This is a genomic window from Streptomyces sp. NPDC058284, assembly GCF_042881135.1.
In the GTDB taxonomy this organism is placed as follows: domain Bacteria; phylum Actinomycetota; class Actinomycetes; order Streptomycetales; family Streptomycetaceae; genus Streptomyces.
On sequence record NZ_JBHVYE010000024.1, the window covers coordinates 79270 to 97931 of the forward strand.

Here is an 18662-nt window from a genome sequence, read left to right on the forward strand (position 1 = left end):
TTTCGCGGGAACCCGAGGATGGAGGGTCGTGTTCTGGTGGATTCGTGCCCCGGGTTCAGGCGAACACGCGGGGTGGGTGCCGAGGGGCCCGCCCCTGGGTGCCTTCCCTGGGAACGGTGCTGGCACCGTAGGAGTCATGAGAGCAGAAGGAACGACACCGGAACCGGAAACCTCTGTGCAGAGTGGGCTCACATCTCTGGGTGAGGTGGCGTGTCGTTATCAGGCGGATGAGATACGTCCGGAGGATCTGCCGATGATCGCTGCTGAGGCGCTCGCAGCCGGACTGGACACCCCGACATTGTGCGAGCTCGCCGGTTGGCCGCGCAACGCGGATGCCCGCGATATTCGCGACGCGTTCGAGCAAGCACTCGCCGAGTCCGGGATCGGGTTGCCGGATCGCGGCCTGGCACGGCGCCACGCTCTGCGCCGGATGGCGGCGAGGCTCATCGATGGAGAGATAACTCCCGCTGAGCTGGCGACGGACGACTGGTGGGAGACGGAGGTCGAGACCGAGGCGGAGCAATCGTTCGTGGCGCTGATCCCGCAATGCGATTGCTGCATCGAGTACACCTTGGGGCTTGACCAGCAGACGTGGGCGGCCCAGCTGCGGAACGCTGCCCTCGCCCTGACGTCGTCTCCGCCGATCGGCCCCGGATGCTGACTCTGCCTCGCGTGCTCATCCTCAGCTAAGGCGTGGACCGGTCAAGCAGACTCACTGAAGTGGCTGTTCAGCGGCCTGGTGCAGCAGCGCCCGTGCGGAGTCCGCGTAGCGCATCGCGGTCTTCTCGTCGAGCCCGAACACCTCGGCGAGGTGGAGCGGGTCGGGCCCGTGGGTCAGGGCCTCTTCGAGTTGGCGGTCGACGCGGAGCCGTTCCAGCGTCGCGTCCTGCCCACGCATCGAAGCGCTGATCCAGTGGTTGCTGGCGCGGCTGGACTTGGTGGCGGTCTGGTTGTTGATCAGCAGGTGGAGGTTCGCGGTGTTCGGCCACCGGTTTCGCCGGTGCTCCAGCCAGTCCAGCAGCAGCTTCAGGGTGAGGTCGTCGAGCGGGCGGACACGTCCGGCGATGGTCAGCCGCCGGTTGCCGAGGTCGAGGTCGTCGAGCATGAGGTTGGCGATCTGGGCGACCCGGGCGGCGTGGACCGCTGCGAGGGCGAGGATGAGCCGCGTCGCCGGGGTGGTGGCCGCCGCGACGGAGCCGTCGACCTGCTCGGGGACGAGCGGTTGCAGCACGGCGTACTCGTATTGCCCGACCTTGATCCGGCTGGTGGGGTTGCGGAAGATCAGCCCGCTCCGCTTGGCCCATGTGAACAGCGAGCGCAGGGCGACGAGCTGGTCATGACGCTGGTGGCCGTGCAGTGTCTTGATGTAGGTGAGAACGTCGTCGCGTGTCACTTCGCGCATGTGGTCGTAGGGGTTCGACCATTCCAGCAGGGCCGGGCGGACTCTGTTGAGGTAGAGCCAGACCGTGCCTTCCCGTCGCGGGAGGCTGCGGGGGCCGCCGTCGCGCAGGACATGGGTCCAGCGCTCGGCCTCCGAGCGGATGCCGGGTGCGAGACCCTCCAGCCTCTCGGCGAGCCAGCGTTCGAAGGAGGGGTCGCTGTCGTCCTCGAAGATCCCCATCTCGTCCAGGACCGTGATGGTGTGGCCGACCGGCAGGTCGAGGGCCCGCAGCGGGGCGAAGATCTCCGTGTGCCGGATGACGTCGCCCTCGACGTAGCCGGTGAGGACGAGGGCCAGGCCGCGGTTGACGGCGAAGCGGATGTTGCGTCCCCAGCCGCGGGTCTCGGCGAGCCGGTGGGCGAGGTACTTTGCCCAGGCCAGCCAAGGGCTGGCCAGGTCGGCGTCGGCCAGAGCGAGCCGGCTGCAGTCACGGGGGATCTGTGCGAACAGCGGTAGCTGTCGCCAGCCGGGATCCGGGCGACAGGCCGGTGCAGGAGGCGGTTTGCGCGGGGCTCCCCGCCGTCCTCCGCGCGTCCGAACCGCGGGGGTCGGTCTCCTGCGGTACTGCATCCCGACGAAGAACAGTTGGTGATGCCGGACGGCGGCGAGCCGGTCCCGCACATCCGTCTCGTCCGTGGGCTTGCCGACGACGTCCTTCGCGCTGAGGCGGGCCTGGCACCAGCACAGGCGGCAGTAGTTCCACTTCAGCGGCTGGACGCGGCTGCAGCCGGTGCATGCGGCCGCGTCGTGACCGCGGCCGAACATGTAGCAGGTGGGGCAGAGGCGGCCGCTGAAGTGTCCCCAGGCCAGGCAGCTGTCGCAGGAGTCGGTGGGCTTGACGTAGCCCTTCGGGAACCGTGCCATCGGCTCACTCCGGCGGCAGCGACCGGCCGTCCCGGCGCTTGGGGATCACCTTCGGTGCGGCGGATTCCGCACCGACCGCGGCCCGTTCCGTCCCCTCTGCCTGGCCAGGGCGGCGGACCTTCTCCGGTTCGGGGATCAGCAAGTCTCCGATCTCGCAGCCGAGGACCACGCAGATGACGTCCAGGTCCTCCAGCTTGAGCGAGACCGGCTGGCCGGACCATAGCCCGGACATCTTGCCGGCCGAGATCACCAGGCCGTGCTCGGCCAGGCTCCGCTGGAGCTCGGACGCCTTCCAGATGCCCTTGTTCGCGGCGGTCAGCCGCAGGTTCCACCTCATCGGGCCAGTCCTTCCAGCCGCTTCGCGGCCCGTTCCATCCCGGCGACCCAGGCGTCCTCGACCCGGGTCTGCTGCACGTGGATATACCGCATGGTGGTAGCGACCCAGGAATGTCCGAGAACTTCCTGGATGGCGAGCAAGCCCAGCCCGTTTCCGTAGAGTTGGGACGCGCAGAAATGCCTCAGGACGTGCGGTGTCAAGCTGCCCGTCCAGCTAGGCAGATGAGCCTGGACCGCGTTGTCGAGCCCGTTGCGCAGGGCGTCGTCGCCGACCCGGCGGGCGGAGCCGTCGGTGTTCTTGCGCTCGGAGGGAAACAGCGGGGCACCGGGGCGAGTGTGATCGTCGTCGAACTGGCCCCACACGTCTTCGATGAACCACCGCAGTGTCCGGTCGGCACCGTTGATCAGCGGAACCATCCGCTCGCGCGGTCCTGAGCCGCGGGCCCCCTTGCCGTGGCGGACGTGGAGTTTGCCGAAGCGGCCCAGGTCCCACTTGATGTCGTCCAGGTCGACTCCACACGCCTCGCTCACCCGCAGGCCGACCTGGGACATCAGCTTCGAGGCGGTGTAGTTTCGGGCGGTGGGGGCGAACTTCCGGCAGGTGGCCAGCTCGCCGCCCCAGTCGGTGAACAACGTCCCGATTTCCGGCTCACTCGGCGGAATTCGTAGCTGGGCGTCCTTGGCTCCGCGCGGCCGGTTCATCTCGTCGATCGGGCACTCGACCACCCGGCCGGTCATCCGGTGGATCTCGACCTTGTGCCGCAGCTCCAGGAACATGAAATACGTGCTCAACGCCTGCGACCGGCCCAACCGGGTGCCACTGGGCGAGTGCCGCAAAACCTTCCCAAAGTACATGTCCGCGTCAGCGGGCTCCATGTCCCACAGGGGCCGGCCGAACCAGGTCCTGATCTGATCCAGGTGACCGACGTCCCCGCGGATGGTGTCGTCCGCCAGCCCTGCTGAGGCCCGTGCGAGGACGAACCCGGACAGCACATCGGTCTCGAACCGCTCCAGCTCCTCAGCCGACGCGGGCGCCCAGTGCTCACGCAGGTCCCGTACGACTGCCAGCGCCGCCAACCCAAGCCTCCTCACCTTCGACCCGACTGCGAAACAGTCGGACGAGATGAGAACGCTTCAAGAATCCCGAAGTTTCGTCACAAGTCGGCAGAGCACACGAAGGAGGAAGAACGCCCTGGTCATGGGCCCAGGGAATCAGCGGGGCTCAGGGGAACTCGCAGGATGTCGCACAGTTGACGACGCAGACCACGGTCAACGGGCTCGCGCCGACCGGCTCCTCCGCCGTGGCGGCGCTCACCGCACCCTGCCGGACCGGCTCGTCCTCCCTCCCCGGCGTCCGGTTCCACACGGTGGTCCGCACTCCGGCGGCGGCTCTGTACGTGCGGGCCGCCGTCTTCGCCGGGGCCGCCGCTGCCCCATCAGCCTCGCGGCTGGGCCGCGGGCCGCCAAGTACCCACTTAAAAGTGGCTGTCCCCGGGCCCGTCCACGGCTCAGGCCTGCTGCTCCAGTACGTCGGCGACGACGCAACTGATGTTGTCGGGGCCGCCCATGCCGTTGGCCAGCGCGACGAGTTCGCGTACGGCCGTCTCGGGGTCGTCGACCGTGTCGAGCACGCGCCGCACGTCCTCGGGCGGGACGACCGTGGACAGGCCGTCGGAGCAGAGGAGGTAGCGGTCCCCGGGGCGGACGTCGTGCAGGCGTACGTCGGGGGTGGCGTCGCCGCCCTGCGTGAAGGCCCGCAGCAGCATCGACCGCTGGGGGTGGAAGAACGCCTCCTCCGGCGTGATGCGGCCCTCGTCGAGCATGGACTGCACCAGCGTGTGGTCGTGCGTGATCGGGAAGAACTCCCCGTCGCGCAGGAGGCAGGCGCGGGAGTCGCCGATGTGTACGAGGGCGAGCTGCGAGCCGGTCCAGAGCATCGCGGTGAGCGTGGTGCCGGTCTCGTCGGACGGGGCGGACAGGGCGGACGGGGCAGACGCGTCCGAGGTGTCCGGTGCGGGCACGGTCGTCGTCGCGCCGCGCACGGCCCGCCCGACCTCCGCGACCGCTTCTTCGAGGACGTTGAGGAGACTGCCCGCAGGAAGCCCCTCGGTCGCGGCCCTGGTCTCGACGCGCTTGAGCGTGTCGACGGCCGCGGCGCTCGCGGGAGCGCCCGCACGGCCGAAGCCGTCGGCGACGGCGAGCAGCCCGGCACCGGCGTACGCGGTGTCCTGATTGCTCTCGCGGACGAGTCCGGCGTCGGACAGCGCGGCGTACCGGATGGTCAGGGGCATGGTGTTCGAAGACAAGGCGGGGTCCTTCCACGACAGGTGGTCGATGAGGAAGGTGGCCAGGTCCCGCCGGGCGGCGGTGTCGGCCTCGACCTGCGCCCAGTAGGCCCGTACCTCCTGGGCCGCCGCGCCCGTATCCGCGTCGTCCAGCGCGCAGACCTGCCGGATGCGGGCGAGCGGCATGCCGAGACGGCGGAGCCAGGCGACGAGCCGGGCCCGGTCGAGCTGGTCCGGGGCGTACAGGCGGTAGCCGGTCACCGGGTCGACGCGGGCCGGGGGCAGCAGACCGAGTTCGTCGTAGAGGCGCAGTGCCTTCGGCGACAGCCGGGACGCCTTCGCGAACGCCCCGATGGTCAGCATCCCCATGACCCGTCCCTCCCTCATACCGGGCGCGTCGCCCGGCACCACCGATGCTGCGGCTTCCCCCAAGGTGAAGGTCAACAGCCGCTTCACCAGCCCGCTTGCTGCTTCTCGCTACTCTCCGCGCGGCTGGACGAAGCGCAGCATGTTCCCCGCCGGGTCACGGAACGCGCAGTCTCGCACGCCGTACGGCTGGTCCACCGGCTCCTGCAGCACCTCACCGCCCGCGGCGCGGATCCGCTCGAACGTGGCGTCGCAGTCACCGGTCCGGAAGTTGACGCCGCGGAGCATGCCCTTGGCCATCAATTCGGCCGCCGCCTGCCGGTCGGCGGCCGGGGCGTTCGGGTCCGCGAGCGGCGGTTCGAGGACGATCTCCACGCCGGTCTTGGCGGGCAGCCCGACGGTCACCCAGCGCATGCCCTCGAAACCCACGTCGTTGCGCACCTCGAAGCCGAGTACGTCCCGGTAGAAGGCGAGGGCCTTGTCGTGGTCGTCGACGGCGATGAAGCACTGCGCGATCTCGATGTCGGTGCCGGTGCCGGTGCCGGTGCCGGTGCCGGTGCCCGTGCCCGTGCTGGTGTCTGTGCCTGTGTTCATGTCCATGTGCACCACGCTAGGCACCCGGGTCGGTCTTCGCTTCTCCGTTCCTGACCGGTCGGGTGCGGAGCTTGGCGACGCAGGCGGGGACGGCGGCCCCGTCGGCGTGGTCGCGGGCCCGGTAGGCGCTCGGGCTCTCGCCGACGAGCTCGGTGAAGCGGGAGCTGAACGAGCCCAGCGACGTACATCCCACCTCGAAGCAGACCTCGGTGACGCTGAGGTCGCCGCGGCGCAGCAGCGCCTTCGCGCGCTCGATCCTGCGGGTCATGAGGTAGCTGTACGGGGTCTCGCCGTAGGCGGCGCGGAAACTGCGCGAGAAGTGGCCCGCGGACATGAGGGCGCCCCGGGCCAGCGCGGGGACGTCGAGTGGCTCCGCGTAGTCGCGGTCCATCCGGTCGCGCGCCTGGCGCAGCCGGACGAGGTCGGGGAGAGACACACGGGGCACGTGTGACACGTTACAGAGGGGGCGGCGGAACGTCCTGGCGGCGACCGGGGGGCCGGGGGGAGGGTCCGGGGGGACCGACCGGCACGACGGCCCCCCCCCGGACGACCGCATCAAGCTCCGACGTACTGCGCGAGATGCTCCCCCGTCAGCGTGGAGCGCGCCGCGACGAGCTCGGCCGGTGTGCCCTCGAAGACGATCTTCCCGCCGTCGTGCCCCGCGCCGGGCCCGAGGTCGATGATCCAGTCGGCGTGCGCCATGACCGCCTGGTGGTGCTCGACGACGATGACCGACTTGCCGGAGTCGACGAGCCGGTCGAGGAGGCCGAGCAGTTGCTCGACGTCGGCGAGGTGGAGGCCGGTGGTCGGCTCGTCGAGGACGTACACGCCGCCCTTGTCCGCCATGTGGGTCGCCAGCTTCAACCGCTGCCGCTCGCCGCCGGAGAGCGTGGTGAGCGGCTGGCCGAGGCTGAGGTAGCCGAGCCCGACGTCCGAGAGGCGCCGTAGGATCCGGTGGGCCGCCGGGGTCTGCGCCTCGCCCGCGCCGAAGAACTCCTCGGCCTCGTCCACCGGCATCGCGAGGACCTCGCTGATGTCGCGGCCACCGAGGCGGTACTCCAGGACCGACGCCTGGTACCGCCTGCCCTCGCACTCCTCGCACGGGGTGGCCACGCCGGCCATCACCGCCAGGTCGGTGTAGATGACGCCGGCGCCGTTGCAGGTCGGGCAGGCGCCCTCGGAGTTGGCGCTGAACAGGGCCGGTTTCACCCCGTTGGCCTTCGCGAACGCCTTGCGGATGGGGTCGAGCAGGCCGGTGTACGTCGCCGGGTTGCTGCGCCGGGAGCCGCGGATCGGCGTCTGGTCGACGCTCACCACGTCCGCGTCCACGGGCATCGACTTGTGCACGAGCGAGCTCTTGCCGGAACCGGCGACGCCGGTGACGACGGTGAGCACCCCGAGCGGGATGTCGACGTCGACGCCGCGCAGGTTGTGCGCGCTCGCACCGCGGATCTCCAGCGCCCCGGTGGGCTCGCGCACCGTGTCCTTCAGCGCGGCACGGTCGTCGAAGTGGCGTCCCGTGACGGTGCCGGAGGCGCGCAGGCCGTCGACGGTCCCTTCGAAGCAGACCGTGCCGCCCGCCGTACCGGCGCCGGGGCCGAGGTCGACGACGTGGTCGGCGATCACGATGGTCTCCGGCTTGTGCTCCACGACGAGCACGGTGTTGCCCTTGTCGCGCAGCCGCAGGAGCAGGCCGTTCATCCGCTGGATGTCGTGAGGGTGCAGGCCGACGGTGGGCTCGTCGAAGACGTACGTGACGTCGGTGAGGGAGGAGCCGAGGTGGCGGATCATCTTGACGCGCTGGGCCTCGCCGCCCGACAGCGTGCCGGCGGGCCGGTCGAGCGCGAGGTAGCCGAGGCCGATCTCCACGAACGAGTCGAGGGTCTGCCGCACCGCGGTGAGCAGGGGCGCGACCTTCTCGTACGCGTCGTACGCGTCGTCGGGCGAGCCTGACTGCCCCGACGAGCCCGACGAGCCCGACGAGCCCGACGTGCCCGACGAGGCGTCGCTCAGCCCTCGGACCCACTCGGCGAGGTCCCTGATCTCCATCGCGCAGAGGTCCGCGATGCTCTTGCCCTTGATCTTCGATGAGCGGGCCCCCTCACTGAGCCGGGTGCCGTCGCACTCGGGGCAGGTGGTGAAGGTGACGGCCCGCTCCACGAAGGCCCGGATGTGCGGTTGCAGCGACTCCTTGTCCTTGGCGAGGAACGACTTCTGGATCTTGGGGATGAGCCCTTCGTAGGTGAGGTTCACGCCGTTGACCTTCACCTTGACCGGCTCGCCGTAGAGGAAGGCCTGCAGTTCCTTCTTGGTGTACGCGCGGATCGGCTTGTCCGGGTCGACGAAGCCCGACTGGGCGTACACCTGCACGGTCCACTGGCTGTCCGACTTCCAGCCCGGAATGGTGAACGCGCCCTCGGAGAGCGACTTGGAGTCGTCGTAGAGCTGGCTCAGGTCGATGTCGGAGACCGTGCCGCGGCCCTCGCAGCGCGTGCACATGCCGCCGGTGCGGTGGAAGGTCGCTTTCTGCGCCTTGGTCTTGGCGCCGCGTTCGACGGTGATCGCGCCGCTGGCCCGTACGGAGGCGGTGTTGAAGGAGTACGCGCTGGGCGGACCGATGTGCGGCTCGCCGAGCCGGCTGAAGAGGATGCGGAGCATCGCGTTGGCGTCGGTGGCGGTGCCGACCGTGGAGCGCGGGTCGCCGCCCATCCGCTGCTGTCCGACGGTGATCGCGGTGGTCAGCCCGTCGAGGACGTCGACCTCGGGCCGTGCCTGCGTCGGCATGAAGCCCTGCACGAACGCGCTGTACGTCTCGTTGATCAGCCGCTGCGACTCCGCCGCGATCGTGTCGAACACCAGCGAGCTCTTGCCGGACCCCGAGACGCCGGTGAACACCGTCAGACGGCGTTTCGGGATCTCGATGCTGACGTCCTTGAGGTTGTTCTCGCGGGCGCCGTGCACACGGATCAGGTCGTGCAGGTCGGCGGCGTGTGCGGAAGCGTCCGACGCGGGGGTCTTTCCGGCTGCCTTGCTCATGGTGATCTCCGTGTCTCCGTAGCTCGGGCCTCGGACGGCTGTGCGTCACGCTAGCGGCGGTGGGGAGCGGGCGCTTCTCGATTCCTGATCGTGCTCCGTGCGCCGTGCTCAGTGCCCCGTGCTCCGGGCGCCGTGCGCCGTGCGCCGTGCTCCGGGCCGGGAGAGCGCCATAGGAATCCCCTATACCGCGTACTGCAATTCAGTCTTTGCCTACCGCTGTTTTCCGTACGTACGGTAATGGCATCTGGTTAGGGCGAATTGCCCGCACAATGATGCGACGTAGAGGATGGGATGACATGACCGCAACGGAAATCCTTACCGGAACCGGAACCGGAACCGAAACCGGAAGCGTTTCGAAAAGGGAATTGGAAGGAAAGCGGGCACTCGTGACAGGTGGTTCCCGCGGAATCGGAGCGGCTGTCGTACGCAGGCTCCTGGACGCCGGCGCCGACGTGGTCACGACCGCCAGGTCGGCGACGAGCACGGTGCCAGAAGGGGCCACCTTCGTGGAGGCCGACGTACGGACACGGGCCGGCGCGGAGGCGCTCGCCGCGACCGTGCGGGAGGTGCTCGGCGGGGTGGACATCCTGGTCCACAACGCGGGCGGGGCGCGACCGCACCCGGGCGCTTCGGCCATCCCCGACGAGGAGTGGCAGGACGCGCTGGACCTGAACTACCTGGCGTCGGTACGGCTCGACTCGCTGCTGGTACCGGCGATGCGGGAACGGCGGTCGGGGGCGATCGTGCACATCTCCTCGGCGGCGGTGGGCACGCCGTTGGGCCCGTTCCTGCACTACACCACGGCGAAGGCGGCCCTGGAGAACTACAGCCGCGGAATGGCGGCGGAACTCGCCCCGTTCGGAATCCGGGTCAACACCGTGAGCCCCGGCAGGGTCGCCACTCCCGGCGGCGAGGCGACGCGGGAGGAGTGGGCGCGCCTGGCCGCGGCACCGGCCCAGACCAACGCCGACGACACCACCCCACTGGGCCGCGACGGCCACCCCGACGACATCGCCCACGCGGTGCTGTTCCTCGTCTCGGACCGGGCGGAGTGGGTGACCGGAAGCAACCTCTTCGTGGACGGCGGCGAATTCTCCAGGGGCTGACGGGACTATTGCGGAATCGGCGCGGCCGACGGCGGCGTAACGGAAAAGGAAACGGACTCGGAAACGGACCCATAAACGGACTCGGAATGGGGCTCGGAAACGATCGCGGAAACGGGTTGGGCGTCGGAAATCGGCTGGGTCCAGATCTCCTTGCGCAGGAGTTCGAGCAGTACCGTCTCCGCCGGGCCCGCGCCGCTCCGGAGCACGGCGATGACGGGCTGGGAAACAGCCGGGGACACCGGGCGGACGAGGTGCCCGTAGCCGTGGGGCACCGCGGAGGCGGGGACGAGCGTCACGCCGAGGCCGTGGGCGGCCCAGCGCACGGCTGTCGCCGTCTGGGAGACGCGGGCGGCCGTGGTCAGGGAAAGGCCGTTCTCCCGCGCCACGTTCAGGAGTACGCCGTCGAGCGCGCTGTCACGGTCGAACCGCACCCACGGCTCACCCTCCAGGGCGCGCAACTCAACGCACTCGGCGGCCAGTTGCCGGTGCCCGGCGCCCAGCACCACGACGAACTCCTCGTCGCCGAGGTGGTGCGCGTCGGCGGGACTCCGCTCGCACGCCGCCATCAGGGCGAGGTTCACCACGCCCCGGCGGCACAACCGCTCCAGCTCGGCGGAGCTGGGCTCCTCGAAGACGGTGACCTCAAGGCGGGGGTAGCGGCGCCGCAACGCGCTCAGCGCGCCCGGCAACTGCCGCGTACCGAAGCCCATTTGGACCGAGACGACCAGCTCGCCCACCAGATCGTCCGCACCGGCCCGTGCCGTAGCCCTCGCCCGCCGTGACGCGCTCACCGCGACCTCCGCCTCCCGCAGGAACGCGCGGCCGACCGCGGTGGGCACGAGTCCGGTGGGCGTGCGGTCGAACAGCTCGACGCCGAGTTCCCGTTCCAGGCCGCGGATCTGCTGCGACACGGAGGGCTGAGCGACGCGCAGCGACTCCGCCGCCGCCGTCACCGAGCCCTCCTCGGCCACGGCCAACGCGTACTCGAACTGCCGAAGACTCATGGGCTCCTGCCCCTCCCAAGGGTGGACCTGCAACAGTGGTGGCCCCGCAACAACAACCAACCTGGTTCCGTCGGGGTCGATTCCCGTGGACGTCTGTGACGGCAGTCGGGGGCACAACGAAACGCGGGTACGGATATCGGTCGGATGTCACTGGAACTCCACGGCGAGGAAGGCCCGGACATCGGCCGCGAGGGAAGCCATCTGCTCGCCGGCCTCCAGCCAGGTGGTCACCGAGGCGCCCCAGCCGCCAGCGGCCTGCGGCCACGGCCGCAAGACCCAAGTCACCCCGACGTGGCCGCCGGACCGGAAGACCGCTGACGCCGTCAGGTCTCGGTCGTCGGTCTGCCAGCTCCGTTCGCCGTCCCATCCCCGGTAGTCGGCGGCAAGCTCTGCCAGGAACGCGGAGAGCCCCCTGTCCGAGACCCGGGCGACGACCTCGTCGACACGAGCGGTCAGACCGGGAGCCCACAGCTCAACGGCATAGTGAACGGAGTCTGCGTCGAGGCTGAACCGGTCGCGGAACGTCACGCCGACGGACGCGTTGTCCTGGCAGCGGATGGTCACACCGGCCCCAGCGCCAGTGCCGACGTCTGGTGTGGGCATGGGCGGAACGCTAGGTCAGCATCCCGCTCGACGTCACTTGGATTCGCTGCCGGTGGGGTGGGACGTCGACTCGTGCGGGCGCCAACCCCGTGGGCAGCAGCAAAAATTGATTGGGCCGGCAACCCAACTTGCCCATACGTTCGCCCGCATGACTGACGAGTGCTTCGGACATCCACGGCTCGCCGCGATCTACGACCCGCTCGATCCTGATCGCAGCGATCTCGACGCGTACGTCCAGATGACGGAGGAGTTCGGGGCCCGCCAGGTGCTGGACATCGGCTGTGGGACAGGGGTGTTCGCGCTTCTGCTGGCTGAACGCGGGATCGGGGTCGTCGGCGTCGACCCCGCCCAGGCGTCCATCGACGTGGCCCGAGCCAAGCCGGGCAGCGAGCGAGTGCGCTGGATCTGTGGCGACGCCACGACGCTCCCGCCGATGCGGGTCGACCTGGCAACCATGACCGCGAACGCCGCCCAGCAGATCCTCGATCCGCAGGCATGGCGCGAGACTCTGCGCGGCGCGTACGAAGCGCTACAGCCTGGCGGCCGGCTGGTGTTCGAGACCCGCGATCCGGCCAGACGCGCCTGGGAGGAGTGGAACCGCGAAGCCTCGTATCGCGTGACGGAGATCCCGGATGCCGGCGCCGTGGAAAGCTGGGTCCAGGTGATCGAGGTGAGCGAGCCGCTGGTGACGTTCCGCTGGACCTATGCCTTCGCTTCCGACGGACAGGTGCTGACGTCAGACTCCACCTTGCGCTTCCGTGAGCGGCAAGAGGTCGAGACGGAGCTGATCGCGCAGGGCTATGAGGTGGAGGATGTCCGCGACGCACCCGACAGGCCAGGCAAGGAGTTCGTCTTCGTCGCGCGACGCCCGTAGGTCGGGTCAGTCACCGCGAGAAGTGGTCTCATGGGCCACCGCCCGCAGTGGCGTGGCGCACTTTTGCAAGCGGGCGCTTGCAAAAGTTAGCAAGGGTGCTGCACCATCGACGGCATGGCATCACTCAACGTCGGCAATCTCGGTGAGTACCTGCGCGAGCAGCGGCGCAACGCGCAGCTGTCGTTGCGGCAGCTCGCCGACGCCGCCGGGGTGTCCAATCCGTATCTGAGCCAGATCGAGCGCGGGCTGCGCAAGCCGAGCGCCGAGGTCCTGCAACAGGTCGCCAAGGCCCTGCGGATCTCCGCGGAGACGCTGTACGTGCGGGCCGGGATCCTCGACGAGAAGGAGCGGGACGAGCTGGAGACGCGCGCCGTCATCCTCGCCGACCCCTCCATCAACGAGCGCCAGAAGCAGGTGCTGCTCCAGATCTACGAGTCGTTCCGCAAGGAGAACGGCTTCGAGACCTCGTCGTACGCGGACTCCTCGCCGGACGGCGACGTATCGCCGTTCGCGGGGCAGGACGCCACCGACGAAGGCCCCCGCGCGGCCGACGGCACGTGATGCCTGCCCGAAGCACCATCCGAAGCACCACCCCTCGCACCATCACCCTCAAGTGACACGCTGACGCGAATCCGGGAGGACCATCGTCATGGCCATCACCGATGACCTGCGCAAGACCCTCAGCAACCCCACGCCCGCGTACTTCGTCGCCGGGTCCGCGGACCTCGCGTTCCAGCAGGCGAAGAAGGTGCCCGGCCTCGTCGAGCAGCTGATCGCCGAGGCGCCGTCCCGGTTCGACGCGGTGCGCAACACCGACCCCAAGGCCGTGCAGGACAAGGCCGCCGCCCGCGCCAAGGAGGCGCAGGAGACCTTGCAGGCCAAGGTCACCGAGGTGCTCGGCTCGTTCGACACCGACCTGAAGAAGCTCGGTGAGACCGCTCAGGACCTCGCGCTGCGCGGTGTCGGTGTGGCCGCGGAGCTGGCGGTCAAGGCGCGCGAGAAGTACGACGAGGTCGCCGAGCACGGCGAGCAGGCCGTCAAGTCCTGGCGCGGCGAGGCCGCCGAGGAGATCCTCGACCTGGCCGAGACGGTCGAGCCCGACGAGGCCCCGAAGGTCGGCGACAGTGCCGAGAGCGCTCCGGCCGTCAAGGTCGTCCAGCAGCCGGCCCCGGCCGACGAGCCGCGGACCGTGGCCGCCGCCCCCGCCAAGAAGCCGGTCGCGAAGAAGAGCACGGCGACCACCACTCGTAAGACGGCGGCCCCTGCGGCGAAGAAGACCCCGCCGCCCGTCAAGTAGCGAGCAGGTCGTGAGCAAGTAGCGAGCAAGCGGCGAGCAAGTGGTAGGCGGCAGCTCTTAGGGCCGCGTGGACGGGGCGGGCACTCACGGAGTGTCCGCCCCGTTGACGGGGTAGCGGGTACCGTGGCCGCGTAATGATGAGCCGAGACTGGTGGTGGACGTTGTGCTGATGCAAGGGTTCGCGAACTTCATGTGGCTGCTGTCGCTGGCCCTGATCGTCTTCAGCGGATTCGCGCTCATCGACGCCGCCGTCCGGCGAGAGGATGCCTATCGCGCGGCGGACAAGAAGACCAAGCCGTTCTGGCTGATCATCCTCGGTCTCGCCTTCGTAGTGAACCTGATCTTCAACATCCTGTCGTTCCTGCCGATCATCGGGCTCGTCGCCACCATCGTGTACATGGTGGACGTGCGCCCGGCGATCCAGCAGATCACCGGCGGTGGCCGCGGTGGCCGCCGCGGCGGCTCCAGCAGCGACGGGCCGTACGGGCCCTACAACGGCGGCCGCTGACCCGACCGCCGACCACCGAGTTCACCGACCGCCGCGCTTACCGACCGCCGCGCTTACCGACCGCCGCGCTCACCGACCGCCGGGCGTCCGGTCCAGGAGCAGTACCGCCACGTCGTCCGTCAGGTCCCCGCCGTTGAGATCCCGCGCCTCGTTCACGGCGGCCTCGAGCAGCTCGTCGCCGCGCAGCCCCGAGGCGATCTGGCGGCGGAGCATCTCCACCATGCCGTCCTGTCCGAGGCGCTGGTTGCCCTGGCCGATACGGCCCTCGATCAGGCCATCCGTGTAGAGCATCAGGCTCCACGCGCCGCCGAGCTCCACCTGGCGGCGGGGCCAGCGGGCGCGCGGCAGGAGTCCGAGTGCCGGGCCGCCGTCCTCGTACGGAAGCAGCTCGGCGAGCCTGCCCTCGCGTGCGATCAGCGGCGACGGGTGCCCGGCGAGGCAGAGTCCGGCCCGGCGGCCGTCGGGTGCGATGTCGACCGTGCAGAGCGTCGCGAAGATCTCGTCGTCCGGGCGCTCGTGCTCCAGGACCTTCTGCAGCGTGGACAGCAGCTCGTCGCCGCACAGGCCGGCGAAGGTCAGCGCGCGCCAGGCGATCCGCAGCTCCACGCCGAGCGCGGCCTCGTCGGGGCCGTGGCCGCAGACGTCGCCGATCATGACGTGCACGGAGCCGTCGGGAGTGCGCACGGTGTCGTAGAAGTCGCCGCCGAGCAGTGCGCGGGAGCGGCCGGGCCGGTAACGGGCGGCGAAGCGCAGCGGCGAACCGTCCAGGAGCGGCGTGGGCAGCAGGCCGCGCTCCAGGCGCGCGTTCTCCTGTGCCCGCAGCCGTGACTCGGTCAGCTGGCGCTGGGCGACGTCGGCGCGCTTGCGCTCCACCGCGTACCGGATCGCGCGGCTCAGCAGCCGCCCGTCCAGCTCGTCCCGGAAGAGATAGTCCTGGGCGCCGACCCGCACGGCTTCGGCGCCGCGTTCGGAGTCGTCGTTCGCGGTGAGCGCGAGGACGGCGTGCCGGGGCGCGAGGCGCAGCACGTGCTTGAGGGCGACGAGCTCGTCCTCGTCCTCGTCCGACTCCGACCCCGTCGCCGCGCCCGGTCCGGCAAGGGCCAGGTCGAGCAGGATGCAGTGCACGTCGTCGGTGAGCAGCCGCTCGGCCTCGGTGAGGTTGCGGGCGGTGCGGATGCGGATGGGCTTGCCGGCGGAGTCGAGGAGTTCGGGGACGCTCAGGGAGCCTGCCGGGTCGTCCTCGATCACGAGCAGGGTGAGTCCGGTGCCGGTGCCGGTGCCGGTGCCGTTGCCGGTTGTGGTGCCGGTGTCCGTCGCCGTGGCACGGATGGACGCCGCCGGTCCGTGGGCGGGCGCCGCGGCGCCGTTGCGGGCGGGTGCGGCCGGGTCGTACGGGGGCGTCGGATGAGCCTGACCGTCTTCCGCGGCCGGGATCGCTCTCTGCTGCGGTATGGGTACGGGCATCGCTGGCTTCCTTCCCTCCCCCCGAGGGTGTGGTGCCGCGCAGGTCGACGCGGCACCGACGGGGACCATAGCGGTAGCCGTGCCTCCAGTGGAATGCCGCGCGGCAAACCGCCACCGTCATATGCCGCATCCCGGAACGCACTTGGGCACGGGAGGCTCCCGCCGGGAATGACGAACATCACGCCGCGGGGGTTGAGCGGGACGGCGCGGGGTGTGGTGGGTCACAGGGGGATGCGCCTGGGGCGTGCGGGCACGCTGCGCCTGCCCGAGGTCTCCGCTCTGCCGCCCCGCTCTGCTGCCCGCGCCGCCCACAGGCGAGGCTTGGCCGCCCCGCCCACAAAGCGCGGCTTGCCCGCGCCGCCCACAAAGCGCGGCTTGCCCGCGCTGCCGTGCAGCGGTGCCTGCCTGCGCCGTCCTCCAACGGTGTCTGCCCGCGTCGTCCTCCAGCGGTGCCTGCCCGCGCCGCCCGCCCCCGTTACTTGTCCGGGCGTACGACCCCGAGGATCTGCATCGAGCCCGCGCCCGCGATCGTCACGTTCCGGCCGGGGCGCGGTGCGTGCACGATCGCGCCGTCGCCCAGATACATCCCGACGTGGCTCGCGTCCGAGTGGTAGATGATCAGGTCACCGGGGCGCATGTTCTTGACGTCGACGTGCGGCAGCTGCTTCCACTGCTCCTGCGACGTCCGCGGAATGCCGCGCCCCGCGGCGGCCCAGGCCTTCGAGGTGAGCCCCGAGCAGTCGTACGAACCAGGGCCCTCGGCGCCCCACACGTACGGCTTGCCGATCTGGGCGGTGGCGAACTCCACGGCTTTCTCGCCCCGGGCGGTCGCCTTGCCGCCGATGTCCTTCAGGACCCCCGAACTCACCCACGCCGACTGCTTCTTGAGGGCGGCTGCCTCCTCCAGCTTGCGCAGCCGCTCCCGCTCCTTCTTCTCCAGCGTCGACTCGAGCTTCTCGGCGTCCGCGATCTTCTTCTTGATCTTCTTCTTCGACGCGGCCTTCGCCTTGCGGTTGGCTTCCAGCTTCTTCCAGCGGGCGGTGGCGTCCTTGGCGTAGATCCGCAGGTCGTCCTGGGTCCTCTCCAGGTCGGTCAGCATGCCCTTGGTGGCCTTCTCGCCCTGCCGCATGCGTCCGGCGCCGTCCAGAAACTGCCCCGGGCTGTCGCTGAGCATCAGCTGGGCCTCGGCCGGCATGCCGCCGCCGCGGTACTGCGCGCGGGCCGCGGCGCCGGCGCGGGCCTGCAGCTTCTTGAGCTTCGCCTGCCCCTCGGCGATGTTCTTGGCCAGCTTCACGATCTGCTCGGACTGCTTGTCGGCCTTCTCCTCCGCTGCGTTGTACGCGTCCGTCGCCACACCCGCGTCGTGGTAGAGCTTGTCGATCTCCTTGCGGACCTGCTCAAGTGACGTATCGGATCTGGGAGTCGGCTCCGGGGATCTTGGCGGAAGGGAGGGGCTCGCATACGCCGCTCCCGGCGCGGCCACCACCACGGCCGCGCAGATCAGTGCCACAGTCGCCGCCGCCGAGTATCGCTTGCCGGTCACGCCCTGCCACCCCCAAAGCTGATTTACCGTCAGTAACTTACGTTCGCCACCGGGATGGTGCCATGCCGGCGCCCGATCCGACAGAGCCCGACAGCAACTCCGATCCCCCACACGCCCCATGTGACGTGCGGCACGCGGAGATCGTTCCCGCCGCTCACGGGTACCGGACCATCTCCGGGTGACGTCCGGGTGGCCCCAGGGTGGCCTCGGGGTACACCCCGAGCGCGACCGGACTCGCCGGGGTTCACCCGGACCGCTCACCTGGACTACTCACGAGGACCGCTCACGAGGACCGCTCACGAGGACCGCGGAGCCAACGCCTCCCACCGCACCGTCACTTCGCCCTGCCGCCACCGCGCGGCCCCGTCGAGCACCGGCCAGTCGGCACGCAGATCGCGGACCGCCCTGATCCACCGCTGCCGGGCCCCGTACGAGGCGTACGGCGCCGCCGCCGCCCAGGCCCGGTCGAAGTCGTCCAGGAACGCGTGCACCGGCTCGCCCGGCACGTTCCGGTGGATCAGCGCCTTCGGCAGCCGCTCGGCCAGGTCGGAGGGCCGGTCGAGGGAGCCGAGCCGGGCCGCGAACGTCACCGTGCGCGGCCCCCCGGGCCCGAGCGCCACCCACACGTGCCGCCGTCCGATCTCGTCGCAGGTGCCCTCGACGAGCAGGCCGCCGGGGGAGAGCCGGGCGCACAGGCGCTCCCAGACGGCGGCGACCTGCTCCTCGTCGTACTGCCGCAGGACGTTCGCGGCCCGGATCAGTACGGGGCGGGAGCCAGGGCCGGAACCGGAACCCGAGCCGCCACCGGTACCTGGGCCGCCACCGGTACCTGGGCCGCCACCGGTACCTGGGCCGCCACCGGTACCGGTGCCGCCACCGGTACCGGTGCCGCCACCGGTACCTGGGCCGCCGCCCGGCAGCGGCACCTCGAAGCCGCCGTGCCGGAAGGCGAGCCCCTCGCGCTCGTACGGCTTCGCAGCCGCGACCCGCGCCGGATCGATCTCGATGCCGACCACGCGCGCGCGTGGCGCGACGGTACGCAGCCTCTGGAGCAGCTCGACGGCGGTCCAGGGAGAGGCGCCGTAGCCGAGGTCGACGGCGACGGGGTCGGCGGCACGGCGCAGCGCGGCGCCGTGGACGGCGGCGATCCAGCGGTCCATGCGGCGCAGCCGGTTCGGATTCGTGGTCCCGCGCGTCACCGTTCCCACGGGGCGGGAAGGGGTGCGTGGGGCCATGGGAGAAGGGTATGCGGGGCAGCGGCCGGGGGCCGTCACGTAACGCTTTGGCAAAAAGAGGCTGGGCGGAAATGGAGCGGCGAGGTCCGGTGTTCTCCCTGCGGAG

General features: G+C 70.4%; 18 protein-coding genes and 1 pseudogene. 6 read left to right on the plus strand and 13 right to left on the minus strand.

The features are described from left to right. Nucleotides 1-253: 253 nt before the first annotated feature. Nucleotides 254-661: a hypothetical protein gene (locus ACFVYR_RS28390; protein ID WP_364959563.1), complete on the plus strand. Its 408-nt coding sequence runs from the start codon at nucleotides 254-256 to the stop codon at nucleotides 659-661. 51 nt (nucleotides 662-712) lie between these two features. Here ACFVYR_RS28390 and ACFVYR_RS28395 read toward each other — a convergent pair whose 3' ends face one another. The 8 genes and pseudogenes from ACFVYR_RS28395 to ACFVYR_RS28430 form a co-directional block, all read right to left on the minus strand. Continuing rightward, nucleotides 713-2305: a hypothetical protein gene (locus tag ACFVYR_RS28395; protein ID WP_384261248.1), complete on the minus strand. Its 1593-nt coding sequence runs from the start codon at nucleotides 2303-2305 to the stop codon at nucleotides 713-715. A 4-nt stretch (nucleotides 2306-2309) separates the two neighbouring features. Continuing rightward, complete coding sequence (locus ACFVYR_RS28400; protein WP_384261246.1) at nucleotides 2310-2642, minus strand: helix-turn-helix domain-containing protein; 333 nt, start codon at nucleotides 2640-2642, stop codon at nucleotides 2310-2312. Then, a complete protein-coding gene (locus ACFVYR_RS28405; protein WP_384261243.1) occupies nucleotides 2639-3718 on the minus strand; it encodes a tyrosine-type recombinase/integrase in 1080 nt (359 codons plus the stop codon). Before ACFVYR_RS28405 ends, ACFVYR_RS28400 begins: the two co-directional genes overlap by 4 nt. Nucleotides 3719-3890: 172 nt before the next feature. Continuing rightward, nucleotides 3891-4019: pseudogene (locus ACFVYR_RS28410) on the minus strand (NAD(P)-dependent oxidoreductase); the annotation flags it as partial. A gap of 130 nt (nucleotides 4020-4149) precedes the next feature. Further along, a complete protein-coding gene (locus tag ACFVYR_RS28415) occupies nucleotides 4150-5295 on the minus strand; it encodes a MerR family transcriptional regulator (protein WP_384261241.1) in 1146 nt (381 codons plus the stop codon). Nucleotides 5296-5403: 108 nt separating this feature from the next. After that, nucleotides 5404-5892, minus strand: a complete 489-nt coding sequence (locus ACFVYR_RS28420) for a VOC family protein (RefSeq protein WP_384261238.1) — start codon at nucleotides 5890-5892, stop codon at nucleotides 5404-5406. 10 nt (nucleotides 5893-5902) lie between these two features. After that, nucleotides 5903-6322: a helix-turn-helix transcriptional regulator gene (locus ACFVYR_RS28425; protein WP_384261297.1), complete on the minus strand. Its 420-nt coding sequence runs from the start codon at nucleotides 6320-6322 to the stop codon at nucleotides 5903-5905. Nucleotides 6323-6441: 119 nt separating this feature from the next. After that, nucleotides 6442-8922 carry an ATP-binding cassette domain-containing protein gene (locus ACFVYR_RS28430; protein ID WP_384261236.1) on the minus strand — a complete coding sequence of 827 codons (2481 nt, stop codon included), beginning with the start codon at nucleotides 8920-8922 and terminating at the stop codon, nucleotides 6442-6444. A 296-nt stretch (nucleotides 8923-9218) separates the two neighbouring features. Between ACFVYR_RS28430 and ACFVYR_RS28435 the strand changes: the two genes are divergently transcribed. Then, nucleotides 9219-10028, plus strand: a complete 810-nt coding sequence (locus tag ACFVYR_RS28435) for an SDR family oxidoreductase (protein ID WP_384261233.1) — start codon at nucleotides 9219-9221, stop codon at nucleotides 10026-10028. A 5-nt stretch (nucleotides 10029-10033) separates the two neighbouring features. Here the strand turns inward: ACFVYR_RS28435 and ACFVYR_RS28440 are convergent, their stop codons facing one another. Both ACFVYR_RS28440 and ACFVYR_RS28445 read right to left on the minus strand, forming a co-directional pair. After that, entirely contained in the window at nucleotides 10034-11032 is a 999-nt protein-coding gene (locus ACFVYR_RS28440; RefSeq protein ID WP_384261231.1) for a LysR family transcriptional regulator, read from the minus strand. 147 nt (nucleotides 11033-11179) lie between these two features. Then, on the minus strand, nucleotides 11180-11635 hold the full coding sequence (locus ACFVYR_RS28445; RefSeq protein WP_384261228.1) for a DUF6228 family protein: 456 nt from the start codon (nucleotides 11633-11635) through the stop codon (nucleotides 11180-11182). A 148-nt stretch (nucleotides 11636-11783) separates the two neighbouring features. On the opposite strand from ACFVYR_RS28445, the gene ACFVYR_RS28450 reads away from it, so the two are divergent. The 4 genes from ACFVYR_RS28450 to ACFVYR_RS28465 all read left to right on the plus strand — a co-directional run bounded on the left by ACFVYR_RS28450 (nucleotide 11784) and on the right by ACFVYR_RS28465 (nucleotide 14314). Further along, nucleotides 11784-12509, plus strand: a complete 726-nt coding sequence (locus tag ACFVYR_RS28450) for a class I SAM-dependent methyltransferase (RefSeq protein ID WP_384261226.1) — start codon at nucleotides 11784-11786, stop codon at nucleotides 12507-12509. A 114-nt stretch (nucleotides 12510-12623) separates the two neighbouring features. Then, nucleotides 12624-13070, plus strand: a complete 447-nt coding sequence (locus ACFVYR_RS28455) for a helix-turn-helix domain-containing protein (protein WP_384261224.1) — start codon at nucleotides 12624-12626, stop codon at nucleotides 13068-13070. A gap of 88 nt (nucleotides 13071-13158) precedes the next feature. Next, nucleotides 13159-13806, plus strand: a complete 648-nt coding sequence (locus ACFVYR_RS28460; protein WP_384261221.1) for a hypothetical protein — start codon at nucleotides 13159-13161, stop codon at nucleotides 13804-13806. Nucleotides 13807-13975: 169 nt separating this feature from the next. Further along, on the plus strand, nucleotides 13976-14314 hold the full coding sequence (locus ACFVYR_RS28465; RefSeq protein ID WP_384261218.1) for a DUF2516 family protein: 339 nt from the start codon (nucleotides 13976-13978) through the stop codon (nucleotides 14312-14314). A 69-nt stretch (nucleotides 14315-14383) separates the two neighbouring features. On the opposite strand, the gene ACFVYR_RS28470 is transcribed toward ACFVYR_RS28465, so the two are convergent. From ACFVYR_RS28470 to ACFVYR_RS28480, 3 genes are all read right to left on the minus strand, one after another. Then, nucleotides 14384-15778: a PP2C family protein-serine/threonine phosphatase gene (locus ACFVYR_RS28470; RefSeq protein WP_384261216.1), complete on the minus strand. Its 1395-nt coding sequence runs from the start codon at nucleotides 15776-15778 to the stop codon at nucleotides 14384-14386. A gap of 475 nt (nucleotides 15779-16253) precedes the next feature. Further along, on the minus strand, nucleotides 16254-17321 hold the full coding sequence (locus ACFVYR_RS28475) for a C40 family peptidase (protein ID WP_384261213.1): 1068 nt from the start codon (nucleotides 17319-17321) through the stop codon (nucleotides 16254-16256). A gap of 296 nt (nucleotides 17322-17617) precedes the next feature. Next, nucleotides 17618-18556, minus strand: coding sequence for a class I SAM-dependent methyltransferase (locus ACFVYR_RS28480; protein ID WP_384261211.1), 939 nt, complete (start codon nucleotides 18554-18556; stop codon nucleotides 17618-17620). Nucleotides 18557-18662 lie beyond the last annotated feature (106 nt).